9 protein-coding genes, 3 tRNA genes and 3 rRNA genes are annotated in these 16,134 nt (G+C 61.0%); 12 read left to right on the top strand and 3 right to left on the bottom strand.

From position 1 onward, the window contains the following. Window positions 1–6 precede the first annotated feature (6 nt). The 10 genes from acnD (at window position 7) to sugE (ending at window position 11,948) form a co-directional block, all read left to right on the top strand. Window positions 7–2,616, top strand: a complete 2,610-nt coding sequence (gene acnD / locus I4484_RS14430; RefSeq protein WP_197447945.1) for a Fe/S-dependent 2-methylisocitrate dehydratase AcnD — start codon at window positions 7–9, stop codon at window positions 2,614–2,616. 67 nt (window positions 2,617–2,683) lie between these two features. Beyond that, window positions 2,684–3,862, top strand: a complete 1,179-nt coding sequence (gene prpF, locus I4484_RS14425) for a 2-methylaconitate cis-trans isomerase PrpF (RefSeq protein ID WP_197447944.1) — start codon at window positions 2,684–2,686, stop codon at window positions 3,860–3,862. A 94-nt stretch (window positions 3,863–3,956) separates the two neighbouring features. Further along, window positions 3,957–5,441 carry a 2-methylcitrate dehydratase gene (prpD, locus tag I4484_RS14420; RefSeq protein ID WP_197447943.1) on the top strand — a complete coding sequence of 495 codons (1,485 nt, stop codon included), beginning with the start codon at window positions 3,957–3,959 and terminating at the stop codon, window positions 5,439–5,441. A gap of 635 nt (window positions 5,442–6,076) precedes the next feature. After that, window positions 6,077–7,616: ribosomal RNA gene (locus tag I4484_RS14415) — 16S ribosomal RNA — on the top strand. A gap of 96 nt (window positions 7,617–7,712) precedes the next feature. Beyond that, window positions 7,713–7,789, top strand: a tRNA-Ile gene (locus tag I4484_RS14410). A 109-nt stretch (window positions 7,790–7,898) separates the two neighbouring features. Beyond that, window positions 7,899–7,974 (top strand) — tRNA-Ala (locus tag I4484_RS14405). 17 nt (window positions 7,975–7,991) lie between these two features. After that, a tRNA-Ala gene (locus I4484_RS14400) sits at window positions 7,992–8,080 on the top strand. A gap of 214 nt (window positions 8,081–8,294) precedes the next feature. Further along, window positions 8,295–11,275 (top strand): 23S ribosomal RNA (locus I4484_RS14395). A 101-nt stretch (window positions 11,276–11,376) separates the two neighbouring features. Then, a 5S ribosomal RNA gene (gene rrf / locus I4484_RS14390) occupies window positions 11,377–11,492 on the top strand. Together the 16S, 23S and 5S rRNA genes with 3 tRNA genes alongside form the textbook arrangement of a ribosomal RNA operon. A gap of 141 nt (window positions 11,493–11,633) precedes the next feature. After that, entirely contained in the window at window positions 11,634–11,948 is a 315-nt protein-coding gene (sugE, locus tag I4484_RS14385; RefSeq protein WP_197447942.1) for a quaternary ammonium compound efflux SMR transporter SugE, read from the top strand. A 101-nt stretch (window positions 11,949–12,049) separates the two neighbouring features. Here sugE and gdhA read toward each other — a convergent pair whose 3' ends face one another. Then, entirely contained in the window at window positions 12,050–13,402 is a 1,353-nt protein-coding gene (gene gdhA, locus I4484_RS14380) for an NADP-specific glutamate dehydrogenase (RefSeq protein ID WP_197447941.1), read from the bottom strand. Window positions 13,403–13,652: 250 nt separating this feature from the next. Between gdhA and rlmM the strand changes: the two genes are divergently transcribed. Further along, window positions 13,653–14,738 carry a 23S rRNA (cytidine(2498)-2'-O)-methyltransferase RlmM gene (gene rlmM / locus I4484_RS14375; RefSeq protein ID WP_197447940.1) on the top strand — a complete coding sequence of 362 codons (1,086 nt, stop codon included), beginning with the start codon at window positions 13,653–13,655 and terminating at the stop codon, window positions 14,736–14,738. A 15-nt stretch (window positions 14,739–14,753) separates the two neighbouring features. Here rlmM and I4484_RS14370 read toward each other — a convergent pair whose 3' ends face one another. Beyond that, on the bottom strand, window positions 14,754–15,041 hold the full coding sequence (locus I4484_RS14370; protein WP_197447939.1) for an antibiotic biosynthesis monooxygenase: 288 nt from the start codon (window positions 15,039–15,041) through the stop codon (window positions 14,754–14,756). A 29-nt stretch (window positions 15,042–15,070) separates the two neighbouring features. On the opposite strand from I4484_RS14370, the gene tusA reads away from it, so the two are divergent. Next, on the top strand, window positions 15,071–15,328 hold the full coding sequence (gene tusA / locus I4484_RS14365) for a sulfurtransferase TusA (protein WP_197447938.1): 258 nt from the start codon (window positions 15,071–15,073) through the stop codon (window positions 15,326–15,328). A 33-nt stretch (window positions 15,329–15,361) separates the two neighbouring features. Here tusA and I4484_RS14360 read toward each other — a convergent pair whose 3' ends face one another. Further along, entirely contained in the window at window positions 15,362–16,075 is a 714-nt protein-coding gene (locus tag I4484_RS14360; protein WP_197447937.1) for a hypothetical protein, read from the bottom strand. Between the last annotated feature and the right edge of the window lie 59 nt (window positions 16,076–16,134).

Genomic DNA, 16,134 nt, shown 5'->3' with positions numbered 1-16,134 from the left:
CGACCCATGAATACTCAATATCGCAAACCGCTTCCCGGCACCGCGCTGGACTACTTCGACGTGCGTGAGGCCGTCGAGGCGATCCAGCCCGGAGCTTACGACACCCTTCCATATACCTCTCGCGTACTGGCCGAGCAGCTGGTCCGCCGCTGCGAGCCGGAACTGCTCACCGATGCGCTCAAGCAGCTGATCGAGCGCAAGCGCGACCTGGATTTCCCCTGGTACCCGGCGCGGGTGGTGTGCCATGACATCCTCGGCCAGACGGCGCTGGTCGACCTGGCCGGCCTGCGCGACGCCATCGCCGAGAAGGGTGGTGACCCGGCCAAGGTCAACCCGGTGGTGCCGACCCAGCTGATCGTCGACCACTCCCTGGCCGTGGAGTGCGGCGGCGACGACCCCGATGCCTTCGCCAAGAACCGGGCCATTGAGGATCGCCGTAACGAGGATCGCTTCCATTTCATCGACTGGACCCGCACCGCGTTCGAGAACGTCGACGTGATCCCCGCCGGCAACGGCATCATGCACCAGATCAACCTGGAAAAGATGTCGCCGGTGATCCAGGCCCGCGATGGTGTGGCTTATCCCGATACCTGCGTGGGCACCGACAGCCACACCCCGCATATCGACTGCCTGGGCGTCATCGCCATCGGCGTGGGCGGGCTCGAGGCCGAGACCGTGATGCTCGGGCGTCCCTCGATGATGCGCCTGCCCGACATCATCGGCGTCGAGCTGACCGGCAAGCGCCAGCCCGGCATCACCGCCACCGACATCGTGCTGGCGATCACCGAGTTCCTACGCCAGGAGCGGGTGGTGGGCGCCTACCTGGAGTTCTTCGGCGAAGGCGCCGATAGCCTCACCATCGGCGACCGCGCTACCATCTCCAACATGACGCCGGAGTACGGCGCCACCGCGGCGATGTTCTACATCGACCAGCAGACCCTCGACTACCTGACCATCACTGGCCGTGAGCCGGAGCAGGTGGCGTTGGTCGAGAACTATGCCAAGACCGTGGGGCTGTGGGCCGACAGCCTGAAGAATGCCGAGTACGAGCGCGTGCTCACCTTCGATCTCTCCAGCGTCGAGCGCAACCTGGCCGGGCCTTCCAACCCCCATCGTCGCCTGCCGACTTCGGCGCTGGCCGAGCGCGGCATCGCCGTGAACCTGGAGCAGGCCCTGGCCGAGGAGAGGGCCGGCAGGATGCCCGACGGCGCGGTGATCATCGCCGCCATCACCAGCTGTACCAATACCTCCAACCCGCGCAACGTCGTGGCGGCGGGGCTGCTGGCCAAGAAGGCCAACGAACTGGGCCTGGTACGCAAGCCCTGGGTAAAATCCTCCTTCGCCCCCGGGTCCAAGGTCGCGCGCCTTTATCTGGAGGAGGCCGGCCTGCTGCCCGAACTCGAGAAGCTCGGCTTCGGCATCGTCGCCTACGCCTGCACCACCTGCAACGGCATGTCCGGCGCGCTGCGCCCGGAGATCCAGCAGGAGATCATCGACCGCGACCTCTATGCCACCGCAGTGCTCTCCGGCAACCGCAACTTCGACGGGCGCATCCACCCCTACGCCAAGCAGGCCTTCCTGGCCTCGCCGCCGCTGGTGGTGGCCTACGCCATTGCCGGCACCGTGCGCTTCGACATCGAGAAGGACGCACTGGGCTACGACAAGGCCGGTAACCCCGTCACCCTCAAGGAGCTGTGGCCCAGCGACGAAGAGATCGATGCCATTGTCGACGAGTACGTGAAGCCGGAGCAGTTCAAGCAGGTCTACATCCCCATGTTCAACCTCGACGAGGTAGAACAGGCCAAGAGCCCGCTCTACGAATGGCGTCCGCAGAGTACCTATATTCGTCGTCCGCCCTATTGGGAGGGCAACATGGCGCGTGAGCGTGCGCTGAAGGGCATGCGGCCGCTGGCAATCCTGCCCGACAACATCACCACCGACCACCTGTCGCCCTCCAACGCCATTCTCCTGGACAGCGCGGCGGGCGAGTACCTGGCCAAGATGGGCTTGCCGGAGGAGGACTTCAACTCCTACGCCACCCACCGCGGCGACCACCTCACCGCCCAGCGCGCCACGCTGGCCAACCCCAAGCTGTTCAACGAGATGGTGCGGGACGAGAAGGGCGAGGTGATCCAGGGTTCGCTGGCGCGCATCGAGCCGGAAGGCAAGGTCACCCGCATGTGGGAGGCCATCGAGACCTACATGGAGCGCGGACAGCCGCTGATCGTCATCGCCGGGGCCGACTACGGCCAGGGCAGCTCGCGCGACTGGGCGGCCAAGGGCGTGGCGCTGGCCGGCGTGGAGGCCATCGTCGCCGAGGGCTTCGAGCGCATCCACCGCACCAACCTGGTGGGCATGGGTGTGATGCCGCTGCAGTTCCAGGAGGGCACCACGCGCCACACGCTCAAGCTCGACGGCACCGAGACCTATGACGTCGAAGGCAAGCCGGCGCCTCGGGCAACGCTCGAACTGGTCATTCACCGCAAGTCCGGTGACGTCGAGCGGGTACCGGTGATCTGCCGTCTGGATACCGCCGAGGAGGTTACGGTCTACTCCGCCGGTGGCGTGCTGCAGCGCTTCGCCCAGGACTTTCTCGAGTCCGAAGCGGTGGCCTGATCCACACATCACGTGAACGCCCCGGCGTCATCGCCGGGGTTCTCCGTCATTTCACGAAGCGAGTGCCATGGCCCACGTTCCTCAAATCAAGATTCCTGCCACCTACATGCGTGGCGGTACCAGTAAGGGCGTCTTCTTTCGTCTGGAGGATCTGCCCGAGGCGGCGCGCCGGCCCGGCCCGGCCCGTGACGCCTTGTTGCTGCGGGTGATCGGCAGCCCCGATCCCTACCAGAAGCAGATCGACGGCATGGGTGCAGCCACCTCCAGCACCAGCAAGACGGTGATCCTGTCGAAGAGCGAAAGTCCGGATCACGACGTCGACTATCTGTTCGGCCAGGTCTCCATCGACAAGCCCTTCGTCGACTGGAGCGGCAACTGCGGCAATCTCTCCGCCGCCGTCGGTCCCTTCGCCATCAGCAACGGCCTGGTGGATCCCTCGCGCATCCCCGAGAACGGCATCGCCACGGTGCGTATCTGGCAGGCCAATATCGGCAAGACCATCGTCTCACGAGTCCCGATCACTAACGGCGAGGTGCAGGAGACCGGCGACTTCGAGCTCGACGGCGTGACCTTCCCGGCCGCCGAGGTGGCGGTCGAGTTCATGGACCCGGCCGACGGCGAGGGCGCCATGTTCCCCACCGGCAACCTGGTCGACGAACTCGAGGTGCCGGGGGTGGGGACTCTCGAGGCCACCATGATCAATGCCGGTATTCCGACAGTGTTCGTCAATGCCGCGGCGATCGGCTATAGCGGCACCGAGCTGCAGGAGGCGATCAACGGCGATACCCGGGCGCTGACGATGTTCGAGTCGATTCGCGCCCATGCCGCGGTGCGCATGGGGCTGATCAAGGAGGTCAGCGAGGCGGCCGAGCGCCAGCACACGCCCAAGGTGGCCTTCGTCGCCCCGCCGGCCGACTATGTCGCCTCGAGCGGCAAGGCGATCATGGCCTCGGACATCGACCTTGTCGTGCGCGCGCTCTCCATGGGCAAGCTGCACCATGCCATGATGGGCACGGCAGCCGTGGCCATCGCCACGGCGGCGGCGGTGCCCGGCACCCTGGTCAACCTGGCGGCAGGCGGCGGCGAGCGCAACTCTGTGCACTTCGGCCATCCCTCCGGCACCCTGCGAGTGGGAGCGGAAGCCTCCCAGTCCAATGGCCAGTGGACGGCAACCAAGGCGGTGATGAGCCGCAGCGCCCGGGTGTTGATGGAAGGGTGGGTGCGAGTGCCCGGCGATTCGTTCTAGGCATTCGCCGTGCCAGGTATCGCCCCGGGTCGCAAGGCTTGGGGCGTTTTCTATAGTGAGAGGAGACGACATCGAGCCTGAGACAGGAGGGAGCATGAGCACCACCGTCGAACGCAACGTCCGTCCCGATTACGACCCTGAACTGCAGATGATCGCCGACTACGTTCTCGACTATCGGATCGAGAGCGAGGAGGCGCTGGATACCGCACGCAACTGTCTCATCGATACCCTGGGCTGCGGCCTCTTGGCGCTGCGCTTTCCGGAATGCACCAAGCATCTGGGCCCTCTCGTCGAGGGTACGGTGGTGCCTCATGGCGCGCGTGTGCCCGGCACCTCTTTTCGCCTGGATCCGGTCAAGGCCGCCTGGGACATCGGCTGCATCGTGCGCTGGCTCGACTACAACGACACCTGGCTTGCCGCCGAGTGGGGGCATCCCTCTGACAACCTGGGTGCCATTCTCGCCGTGGCGGATTACCTCTCGCAAAAGCGAGTCGCCCAGGGCGAGGCACCGCTGACCCTGCGCGACGTGCTCGAGGCGATGGTCAAGGCGCACGAGATTCAGGGCGTGCTGGCGCTGGAAAACTCCTTCAACCGGGTCGGGCTGGATCATGTGGTGCTGGTCAAGGTGGCATCCACGGCGGTAGCCGCCCACCTGATGGGGGCGAGCCGGGAGCAACTGCTGTCGGCGTTGTCGCATGCCTGGGCCGACGGGCAGAGTCTGCGTACCTATCGCCATGCACCCAACGCCGGCTCGCGCAAGAGCTGGGCCGCGGGAGACGCCACGTCTCGCGGCGTGCGCCTGGCTGATATTGCCCTGCGTGGCGAGATGGGGATCCCCGGGGTGCTCAGCGCACCGCAGTGGGGCTTCTACGACGTGCTCTTCTCCAAGACCAACAAGGACCAGGCGCTCAAGCCGGAAGGGGAGAGGAAGCTTCGCTTCCAGCGCGAATTCGGCACCTACGTGATGGAAAACATCCTGTTCAAGATCGCCTTCCCGGCAGAGTTCCATGCGCAGACGGCCTGCGAGGCCGCCGTGCGTTTACACCCTCAGGTCAAGGGCCGCCTCGAGGAGATCGAGCGTATCGTCATCACCACTCATGAATCGGCGATTCGCATCATCTCCAAGGAGGGCGAGTTGGCCAACCCGGCGGACCGTGACCACTGCCTGCAGTACATGGTGGCCGTGCCGTTGATCTTCGGCGATCTGACCGCCGAACACTACGAGGATGACTTTCATCGCCAGCATCCGCTGATCGATACGCTGCGCGACAAGATGGAGGTGAGAGAGGAGCCCCGCTACACCCAGGAGTATCTTGCCGCCGACAAGCGCTCAATCGCCAACGCCATCCAGGTTTACTTCGGCGACGGCAGCGCCACGGAGTGCATCGAAGTGGAGTATCCGCTTGGCCACCGCCGACGTCGCGACGAAGGCATTCCCATCCTCGAGGAGAAGTTTCGGCGCAACTTGGCCACGCGCTTCCCCGCCGGGCGCTGCGAGCGAATATTCTCGTTGTGCAGCGATCGGGCGCAGCTGGAAGCCACGCCGGTACATCGATTCGTCGACCTCTTCGTCATTTGATGTCGCGTGGTACGGCGTGTACGAGCATGAGAAAATTGATCGCCGTCATGGCTGACGTCTGAATCCTGAGCTATATTTTTTTGACGCGGAGGGTTGCGTCATCGGTCGGCACCCCTTAAAGTACGCATCCGCTGCCGGCGACGGGCAACGTGGCCAGCGGTGGGAGGAGTGGTAAGTGGTTGTCATGCTTTGAATTTTTCGACTCGCTTCGCAAGATTCGCGCTTGACGCCCACGGTGGATTCGGTAGAATGCGCCCCACTCGAAAGCAAGTCCGCAAGCGGGCTTGCGGTCGCCGGCTCAGGCGGGTCTTCGCGGTCAGGATCACCTCGGTGACGGCCTCGAAGAGAGTTGACAAACTCCGACGCTTCAGTAGAATACGCCTTCCTCGCAGGGCGCTGGCGAGGCCCCTCGGTCACGGGATCGACGGCCACGACAGCAAGCGAGCTGCTCTTTAACAATCGATCAGGTAATTCATGTGGGCGCTTGTCGATGAGGTGGTGAGAAGTCACACCATTTCAAGGCAAGCGACTCGTCGAGACCTTCGGGTCTTTTGAGAAGCTTTGACCTTGAGCCGAGTTTGGTTCGCTTTCGTCCGTTTCTTCGGGAAGGGGCGAGCAAGAACCGCAATGATTTGAAACTGAAGAGTTTGATCATGGCTCAGATTGAACGCTGGCGGCAGGCCTAACACATGCAAGTCGAGCGGCAGCACGGGGAGCTTGCTCCCTGGTGGCGAGCGGCGGACGGGTGAGTAATGCATAGGAATCTGCCCGGTAGTGGGGGATAACCTGGGGAAACCCAGGCTAATACCGCATACGTCCTACGGGAGAAAGCAGGGGACCTTCGGGCCTTGCGCTATCGGATGAGCCTATGTCGGATTAGCTGGTTGGTGAGGTAACGGCTCACCAAGGCGACGATCCGTAGCTGGTCTGAGAGGATGATCAGCCACATCGGGACTGAGACACGGCCCGAACTCCTACGGGAGGCAGCAGTGGGGAATATTGGACAATGGGCGCAAGCCTGATCCAGCCATGCCGCGTGTGTGAAGAAGGCCCTCGGGTTGTAAAGCACTTTCAGTGGGGAAGAACGCCTTCCGGCTAATACCCGGGAGGAAAGACATCACCCACAGAAGAAGCACCGGCTAACTCCGTGCCAGCAGCCGCGGTAATACGGAGGGTGCGAGCGTTAATCGGAATTACTGGGCGTAAAGCGCGCGTAGGCGGCTTGATAAGCCGGTTGTGAAAGCCCCGGGCTCAACCTGGGAACGGCATCCGGAACTGTCAGGCTAGAGTGCAGGAGAGGAAGGTAGAATTCCCGGTGTAGCGGTGAAATGCGTAGAGATCGGGAGGAATACCAGTGGCGAAGGCGGCCTTCTGGACTGACACTGACGCTGAGGTGCGAAAGCGTGGGTAGCAAACAGGATTAGATACCCTGGTAGTCCACGCCGTAAACGATGTCGACTAGCCGTTGGGTCCTTCGCGGACTTTGTGGCGCAGTTAACGCGATAAGTCGACCGCCTGGGGAGTACGGCCGCAAGGTTAAAACTCAAATGAATTGACGGGGGCCCGCACAAGCGGTGGAGCATGTGGTTTAATTCGATGCAACGCGAAGAACCTTACCTACCCTTGACATCCTGCGAACCCTTCGGAGACGAAGGGGTGCCTTCGGGAACGCAGAGACAGGTGCTGCATGGCTGTCGTCAGCTCGTGTTGTGAAATGTTGGGTTAAGTCCCGTAACGAGCGCAACCCTTGTCCCTATTTGCCAGCGATTCGGTCGGGAACTCTAGGGAGACTGCCGGTGACAAACCGGAGGAAGGTGGGGACGACGTCAAGTCATCATGGCCCTTACGGGTAGGGCTACACACGTGCTACAATGGTCAGTACAAAGGGTTGCGAACTTGCGAGAGTGAGCTAATCCCAGAAAGCTGATCTCAGTCCGGATCGGAGTCTGCAACTCGACTCCGTGAAGTCGGAATCGCTAGTAATCGTGAATCAGAATGTCACGGTGAATACGTTCCCGGGCCTTGTACACACCGCCCGTCACACCATGGGAGTGGACTGCACCAGAAGTGGTTAGCCTAACCTTCGGGAGGGCGATCACCACGGTGTGGTTCATGACTGGGGTGAAGTCGTAACAAGGTAGCCGTAGGGGAACCTGCGGCTGGATCACCTCCTTAAACGACGTATCACGCCTCGCGGCAAGTGCTCACAATGAATTACCTGATCGGCCAGAGCAAAGACTGTTTGGGTCGACGACCCAGTGGTTGTAAGCCGGGTCTGTAGCTCAGTTGGTTAGAGCGCACCCCTGATAAGGGTGAGGTCGGCAGTTCAAATCTGCCCAGACCCACCAATTTCGCCGGATACGGCGTTGCTTTGAACCTCGCATAGCGAGCTATGCGTCGGCCCAAAGCGCCTTGTCTCCGACGAAATTCATCGCCAGTTGCAATGCGGTGATCAGTGGGGCCATAGCTCAGCTGGGAGAGCGCCTGCCTTGCACGCAGGAGGTCAGCGGTTCGATCCCGCTTGGCTCCACCACTTTCTTCGGAAAGTCCGGAAGAGCTCAGCTGGGAGAGCGCCTGCCTTGCACGTCAGGTGGTCGCGCCGGGGTCGCGCACGACTTCGATCCCGCTTGGCTCCACCACTTCCCCGCAGTCTACCCTGATCGGATCTGCAGTCATAAGCCATCGTCGCACCTTGCGATGTCGGGTTTATGACTGTCGATTGACAGTCTGCTCTTTAACAATGTGAATCATGCTGACACGTTTTCTCCGCAAGGAGAAAGCAAAAGTGATACGTTTCAAGCGTATCCGGCAATTGTCGTACGTGATCGCAGACCAGACCCCTTCGGGTTATATGGTCAAGCGATTAAGCGCATACGGTGGATGCCTTGGCAGCCAGAGGCGATGAAGGACGTGGTAGCCTGCGATAAGGCTCGGTGAGGTGGCAAACAACCTGTGACCCGGGCATTTCCGAATGGGGAAACCCACCCAGCACCAGCTGGGTATCCCACACTGAATCCATAGGTGTTGGGAGGCGAACCGGGGGAACTGAAACATCTAAGTACCCCGAGGAAAAGAAATCAACCGAGATTCCCCCAGTAGCGGCGAGCGAACGGGGAGTAGCCCTTAAGCGGCACGACTGGTAGGCGAACGAGCTGGGAAGCTCGACCATAGGGGGTGATAGTCCCGTAGCCGAAACCTGAGTGTCGTGAAATCGAGTAGGTCGGGGCACGTGAAACCTTGACTGAAGACGGGGGGACCATCCTCCAAGGCTAAATACTCCTGGCTGACCGATAGTGAACCAGTACCGTGAGGGAAAGGCGAAAAGAACCCCGGAGAGGGGAGTGAAATAGATCCTGAAACCGTATGCGTACAAGCAGTGGGAGCCCCTTCGTGGGGTGACCGCGTACCTTTTGTATAATGGGTCAGCGACTTATTTTCAGTGGCGAGCTTAACCGAATAGGGGAGGCGTAGGGAAACCGAGTCTTAACTGGGCGACCAGTCGCTGGGAATAGACCCGAAACCGGGCGATCTATCCATGAGCAGGTTGAAGGTTGAGTAACATCAACTGGAGGACCGAACCAGGATCTGTTGAAAAAGATTTGGATGACTTGTGGATCGGAGTGAAAGGCTAATCAAGCTCGGAGATAGCTGGTTCTCCTCGAAAGCTATTTAGGTAGCGCCTCACGTATCACCACCGGGGGTAGAGCACTGTTTCGGCTAGGGGGCCATCCCGGCTTACCAACCCGAGGCAAACTCCGAATACCGGTGAGTGCAAGCGTGGGAGACACACGGCGGGTGCTAACGTCCGTCGTGAAAAGGGAAACAACCCAGACCGTCAGCTAAGGTCCCGAAATCCTGGTTAAGTGGGAAACGATGTGGGAAGGCTCAGACAGCTAGGAGGTTGGCTTAGAAGCAGCCATCCTTTAAAGAAAGCGTAATAGCTCACTAGTCGAGTCGGCCTGCGCGGAAGATGTAACGGGGCTAAACCAGGTACCGAAGCTACGGGTGAGCATGCATCACTTGATGCTATTCGATTGGCGTCGCGAAGCGACGTCCAAGCCGTCCCGAACGTCGAGTCGGGAGGGGAAGAGTGGTATCAAGGATGCATGCTCGCGGTAGAGGAGCGTCGTGTAAGCCGATGAAGGTGGATTGAGAAGTCTGCTGGAGGTATCACGAGTGCGAATGCTGACATGAGTAACGACAAGGGGAGTGAAAAACTCCCCCGCCGGAAGACCAAGGGTTTCTGTTCGACGCTAATCGGAGCAGAGTGAGTCGGCCCCTAAGGCGAGGCCGAAAGGCGTAGTCGATGGGAAACGGGTCAATATTCCCGTACCTCACTGTATTGCGATGGGGGGACGAAGAAGGCTAGGTGGGCCAGGCGTTGGTTGTCCTGGTGAAAGCCAGTAGGCTGGGATCTTAGGCAAATCCGGGATCCCAAGGCCGAGAGGCGAGACGAACACCCCACGGGGTGGAAGTCATCGATGCCACGCTTCCAGGAAAAGCCTCTAAGCTTCAGATACAGTGGGACCGTACCCCAAACCGACACAGGTGGTCAGGTAGAGAATACCCAGGCGCTTGAGAGAACTCGGGTGAAGGAACTAGGCAAAATGGTGCCGTAACTTCGGGAGAAGGCACGCCGCGTTAGTGTGAAGGCCCTCGCGGCTGGAGCACGAGGCGGTCGAAGATACCAGGTGGCTGCAACTGTTTATTAAAAACACAGCACTCTGCAAACGCGCAAGCGGACGTATAGGGTGTGACGCCTGCCCGGTGCCGGAAGGTTAAGTGATGGTGTTAGCCCTCGGGCGAAGCTCCTGATCGAAGCCCCGGTAAACGGCGGCCGTAACTATAACGGTCCTAAGGTAGCGAAATTCCTTGTCGGGTAAGTTCCGACCTGCACGAATGGCGTAATGATGGCCACGCTGTCTCCACCCGAGACTCAGTGAAATTGAAATCGCAGTGAAGATGCTGTGTACCCGCGGCTAGACGGAAAGACCCCGTGAACCTTTACTATAGCTTCACACTGGACGCTGATGTTGCTTGTGTAGGATAGCTGGGAGGCTAGGAACCCCGGACGCCAGTTCGGGTGGAGCCAACCTTGAAATACCAGCCTGGCATCATTGGCGTTCTAACTCAGGTCCGTGATCCGGATCGAGGACAGTGTGTGGTGGGTAGTTTGACTGGGGCGGTCTCCTCCCAAAGCGTAACGGAGGAGCACGAAGGTACCCTCAGCACGGTCGGAAATCGTGCATTGAGTGCAAGAGCATAAGGGTGCTTGACTGCGAGACAGACACGTCGAGCAGGTACGAAAGTAGGTTCTAGTGATCCGGTGGTTCTGTATGGAAGGGCCATCGCTCAACGGATAAAAGGTACTCCGGGGATAACAGGCTGATACCGCCCAAGAGTTCACATCGACGGCGGTGTTTGGCACCTCGATGTCGGCTCATCACATCCTGGGGCTGAAGTCGGTCCCAAGGGTATGGCTGTTCGCCATTTAAAGTGGTACGCGAGCTGGGTTTAGAACGTCGTGAGACAGTTCGGTCCCTATCTGCCGTGGGCGTTGGATGTTTGAGAAGAGCTGCTCCTAGTACGAGAGGACCGGAGTGGACGCACCTCTGGTGTTCCGGTTGTCACGCCAGTGGCATTGCCGGGTAGCTACGTGCGGACGGGATAACCGCTGAAGGCATCTAAGCGGGAAGCCCCCTTCAAGATGAGACATCCCCGAGGCCTCGAGCCTCCTGAAGGGCCCAGCGAGACCAGCTGGTTGATAGGTCGGGTGTGGAAGCGCTGCAAGGCGTTGAGCTAACCGATACTAATGGCCCGTGAGGCTTGACCATATAACCCCAAGGGGTCTGCGCATCGCGCACGATTGACGGATACGCAGCGCGCCGGTAGGCGCGGGCGAGACGATCACGCAGCATGATTCCAACCGTTTTCGCCTGACGACCATAGCGAGTGGGAACCACCTGATCCCATGCCGAACTCAGCAGTGAAACCGCTCAGCGCCGATGGTAGTGTGGGGTCTCCCCATGCGAGAGTAGGTCATCGTCAGGCATCTCTTCAGAAACCCAGCTTCGAATGAGGCTGGGTTTCGTCGTTTCAGGGGCTCCAAAACGACTCTGATCGCCAGCGGGACGACCCGATGGTGTGCTGCAACCCGGGGACGGCCTCGGACCCTCAAGAAGGAAATCTCCAATGGCCTGGCTGATGTTGGTCGTTGCCGGTCTTCTCGAAGTGGCGTGGGCGCTGGGCCTGAAGGCGTCGGCCGGCTTTACCCGACCGCTTCCCAGTCTGCTCACGCTTCTGGCGATGGTGGCCAGTTTCTATCTGCTGGCACAGGCAATGAAGGTGCTGCCCGTGGGTACCGCGTACGCGATCTGGGTGGGGATTGGTGCGGTGGGTACGGTCTTGCTGGGTATTCTGATCTATGGCGATAGCGCTTCGCCGCTGCGGCTGCTCAGCCTGGTGCTCATCCTTGCCGGCCTGGTGGGGTTGAAGGTGGCTGCGTAGCGGGGCGCGAGAAAATATCTATATGATGAAAGCCCCGGCCGCGAGGTCAGGGGCTTTTGCATCAGTAGTGCCGAAAATCTCGGCGGCAAGGATGGGGTGGCTTATACGACGCCTTGATCGATCATGGCATCCGCCACCTTGCGGAAGCCGGCGATGTTGGCGCCAAGTACCAAGTTGGTTGGTTCGCCGAACTCCTCGGCGGTGCTGGCACACTGCCGATGAATATCTGCCATGATTGCCTGCAGCTTGGTATCGACTTTCTCCAGGGTCCACTGCTGCATGCTGCTGTTCTGCGCCATCTCGAGCTGGCTGGTGGCCACGCCGCCGGCATTGGCGGCCTTGCCGGGGCCGTAGGCGATCCTGGCCTCGAGGAAGCGGTCGACGGCGGTGGCGGTGGCGGCCATGTTCGAGCCTTCGCTGATGCAGTGCACGCCGTTGTTAAGCAGGGCGTTGGCATCGGCCTCGGTCACCTCGTTCTGCGTGGCGCTGGGGAAGGCAACTTCTCCCTTGATGCGCCATACGGCATGGCCGTCGCTCGGGTAGTCTTGGGCATCGATATACGTTGCTTCAGGGTGGTGCTCGACGTACTCGCGCAGCGAGGTTCGCTTGACCTCCTTGAGCAGCTTCAGCGTGTCGAGGTCGATCCCATCTGGGTGATGGATCGTGCCGCGGGAATCCGAGCAGGTAATGGGCCGGGCGCCGAGTTGGTAGAGCTTCTCGATCGTGTAGATGGCCACATTGCCGGCACCGGATACCAGACAGGTCTTTCCGGTAATGCTATCGCCGTGCGCTTCGAGCATGTTCTGGGCAAAGTAGACCGCACCGTAGCCGGTGGCTTCCTTTCGGCCGAGAGAGCCGCCCCAGTTCAGCCCTTTGCCAGTGAACACTCCTTCGTAGCGGCCCGTGAGACGCTTGTACTGGCCATACAGGTAGCCGATTTCCCGGGCGCCCACGCCGATGTCGCCAGCGGGAACGTCGATGGTCGGCCCGATATGGCGGTACAGCTCGTTCATGAACGACTGACAGAAGCGCATGATCTCGCCGTCGGACTTGCCCTTCGGGTCGAAGTTGGAGCCTCCCTTGCCGCCACCGATGGGTAGCCCGGTCAGGGCGTTCTTGAAGATCTGCTCGAAGCCCAGGAACTTGATGATGCTGGCGTTGACGCTGGGATGAAAGCGCAGGCCGCCCTTGTAAGGGCCGAGTGCCGAGTTGAACTGGATGCGATAGCCCTTGTTGACCTGAACCTTGCCGGCATCGTCGACCCAACTGACGCGGAACATGATCTGACGTTCCGGCTCGACGATGCGTTCGATGATGCTGTGTTGGTGGTAACGTGGCGCGGCCTCCAGCAGGGGACGCAGGCATTCGAGCACTTCCTCGGCGGCCTGGTAGAACTCGCCCTGGGCCGGACTGCTCCTGCGCAGCCCTTCGAGAGTGTCGTGGATGTAGGTCATTGAGAGCATCCTGAGTTTAATTAGGTGCGCTCACTATAATTCAATGCACCATTATGCAGCAATCGCATAGGCTATGTCGGAATTAGACATTGATATGAGCCGAAATCGCTTTCAAATTGCCGTTTTTTGCGCACCAATATCGAGCATTAGGAAATTTTAAAATACGATTTTTTAACGATGCCGAGAGGGCCGACAGCGAAGGCCGGGGCTGGTACCATGCGGCACCAACGAATCCGTGAGAGAAACGTCGATGTCCAGCCTGGCAGAACGCATGGTGCCCGATCAGCTGCTCTTCTACTGTCGCCCTGGTTTCGAGGCCGATGTGGCAGCCGAAGTGGCGGCAAACGTCGAGCGACTCGGCTGGCAGGGCAAAGCCGAGTTCATCGATCAGTCCGGGTTCGTGAACTTGGTCGTCGGCGATGAGCGGCCGGCCAATGAGCTGCATCGTCAGTTGGCGTTCGAGCGGCTCATCTTCGCGCGCCAGAGTCTGGTGGCGCTGCCGTCACTACAGCTGAAGCGTGACGACAGGCTGTCTCCCATCCTCAAGCAGGTGATGGAGAGCGGCTGGAGTTTCGATTCGATCTGGCATGAGACGCCCGATACCAACGAGGGCAAGGCGCTAGCAGGTTTGATCAAGGCGCTGACACGTCCTATAGAGTCGGCCCTGCGTAAGCGGGGTGCCCTTCGTCGCAAGGCCGGCGGGCGCCGCTTGCACTTGTTCTGGATGGGTGGCGATCTCGTGCAGTTGGGCATGAGCTTTCCGGGTAACCGCAGCGAACTGCCTGGCGGTATTCGCCGGCTGCGCTTCCCCGCGGCGGCGCCCAGCCGTTCGACGCTAAAGCTCGAGGAGGCCTGGCACGAGTTCATTCCGCGCGAAGAGTGGGACGTGCGCCTTTCTGAGGGAATGCAGGCGGCGGATCTGGGGGCGGCACCTGGCGGGTGGACCTGGCAACTGGTGGCTCGGGGCATGCATGTCTATGCCATCGACAATGGCCCTATGAAAGGCGACCTGATGGCCACGGGCATGGTCGAGCATCTACGCGAGGACGGTTTCGTCTGGGAGCCGCCGTATCGGCTGGATTGGCTGGTATGCGACATCGTCGACAAGCCGGCTCGCGTGACGGCGATGGTGCAGCGCTGGTTGACCCGGCGCTGGTGCCGGGAGGCAGTGTTCAACCTGAAGCTGCCGATGAGGCGGCGCTGGGAAGAGGTCGAACGCTGCCTGGCCCAGTTGGAAGATGCAGTGGCGGATGCCGGCGTGCGCGCCACGTTGCGTTGCCGGCATCTCTATCACGACCGCGAAGAGGTCACGGTGCACGTCCGGCTGCGGGACTGACGCGGGCGGGCTCTCTCAGTAGGAGGGTTCGTAGATGCGGATGGTCTCGTCCTCGGTCAGCAGCGGCAGGATGCGTTGCATGGCCCGCGCACGCGCCTCGCTGGCGTACCACTCGTTCCAAGTGCGCAAATCCCGCCACTTCACGATCATCAGGCGCCGGTCGCTATGGCCTCGTTCAACCAGGGTTTCACCGCCAACGAATCCCCTGGCACCGAGGGAGTGACGCATGGCTTCACGTGCGGCCTCCTCGTATTCCTCCTCCAGGCCAGGCATGATACGACGTTCGATAATGATCTTGATCATCTAGCAGCTCCCTACGCCGAGGTCGATCGATGACGAATACCGCCGACTCACAGCCCACCTCCACCCATCAGGCTGAGCTGGATACGACCGGACTCTACTGCCCGGAGCCCATCATGTTGATGCACAACAAGGTGCGCGACATGCAGCCTGGCGAGATTCTGAAGGTAATCGCCACGGATCCGGCGACCACTCGTGACGTGCCCAAGTTCTGCAGCTTTCTCGGCCATGAGCTGATCTCGCAGCAGGAGTCGGACGGGCAATACCTCTACTTTATCCGGTTGGGCTGATGTACTGCCAGTCCGCTGGTCTGGGGCCTCCCCTCAATCATCGGCTTCCTTCGCGGCGCTAGGCACCACCATCAGGGCCAACGCTTCGAGCGTGCTGGGGTCCTGCTCACGGATGCGGTTGGCGATACTGCGCTGAAAGAAATAGACCATCCTGTGACGGCTCTTTCCGGGATAGAGGCAGGCATCGCCGGGCAGGATCGGCGTTGATTCGACGAGGGATTCGTCTGCCAGGAGTGCCTCCACGTTGCCGTCGCTATACAGGCGCCAGCCGAACACTTGCTTGAGCTGCCAGGGGTGACTGTCGTCGTCGATGCACAAGGCGTGAGTGCCCTGTGTATCGGGAATCTGCTGAATCAGCGTCACCTCGCGAGTTTCCTCGTAGTCGAAATAGGCGGCGGCATGCTCCAGCTCGCAGGCCTTGTGAGGTGGCGGGGACTCCAGCAGCTCCTCGGTTTCGGGATCGCGATAGCCGACGAAGCAGCCGTGTTCGGCGTCGTCGAGCTGGTGGCAGGGGGTCAAGGTTTCCATCCAGGGCACCAGGCCGACCACGTCGCCGTCCTCACGCAGCCCCCAGGCGAGTATAGGCATGCCGTAGAGGGCGTCCGGCTCCGAGGACAGGCTGTAGACCATCTCGAGTCCGTCGAGTTCGGGGGAGAGGCGGACCAGGCGTCGCCTGGCCTGGAGTTTCTGGCGCATCGTTTCCAGGTCGATGACCCGGGCAGGGCGGGGTGACAGTGGCATACCCATGTTTCTCCCTCCAGATTCTGCATGGGCCGAGCGGAAAGGTCACGGCTGCGGCAAGGCTG

The sequence above is a fragment of the Halomonas sp. SS10-MC5 genome (assembly GCF_015992245.1).
Classification (GTDB): Bacteria; Pseudomonadota; Gammaproteobacteria; order Pseudomonadales; family Halomonadaceae; genus Halomonas; species Halomonas sulfidoxydans.
The sequence above is the reverse complement of the archived record's forward strand: the minus strand, read 5'-3'. Positions and strand labels throughout refer to the sequence as shown.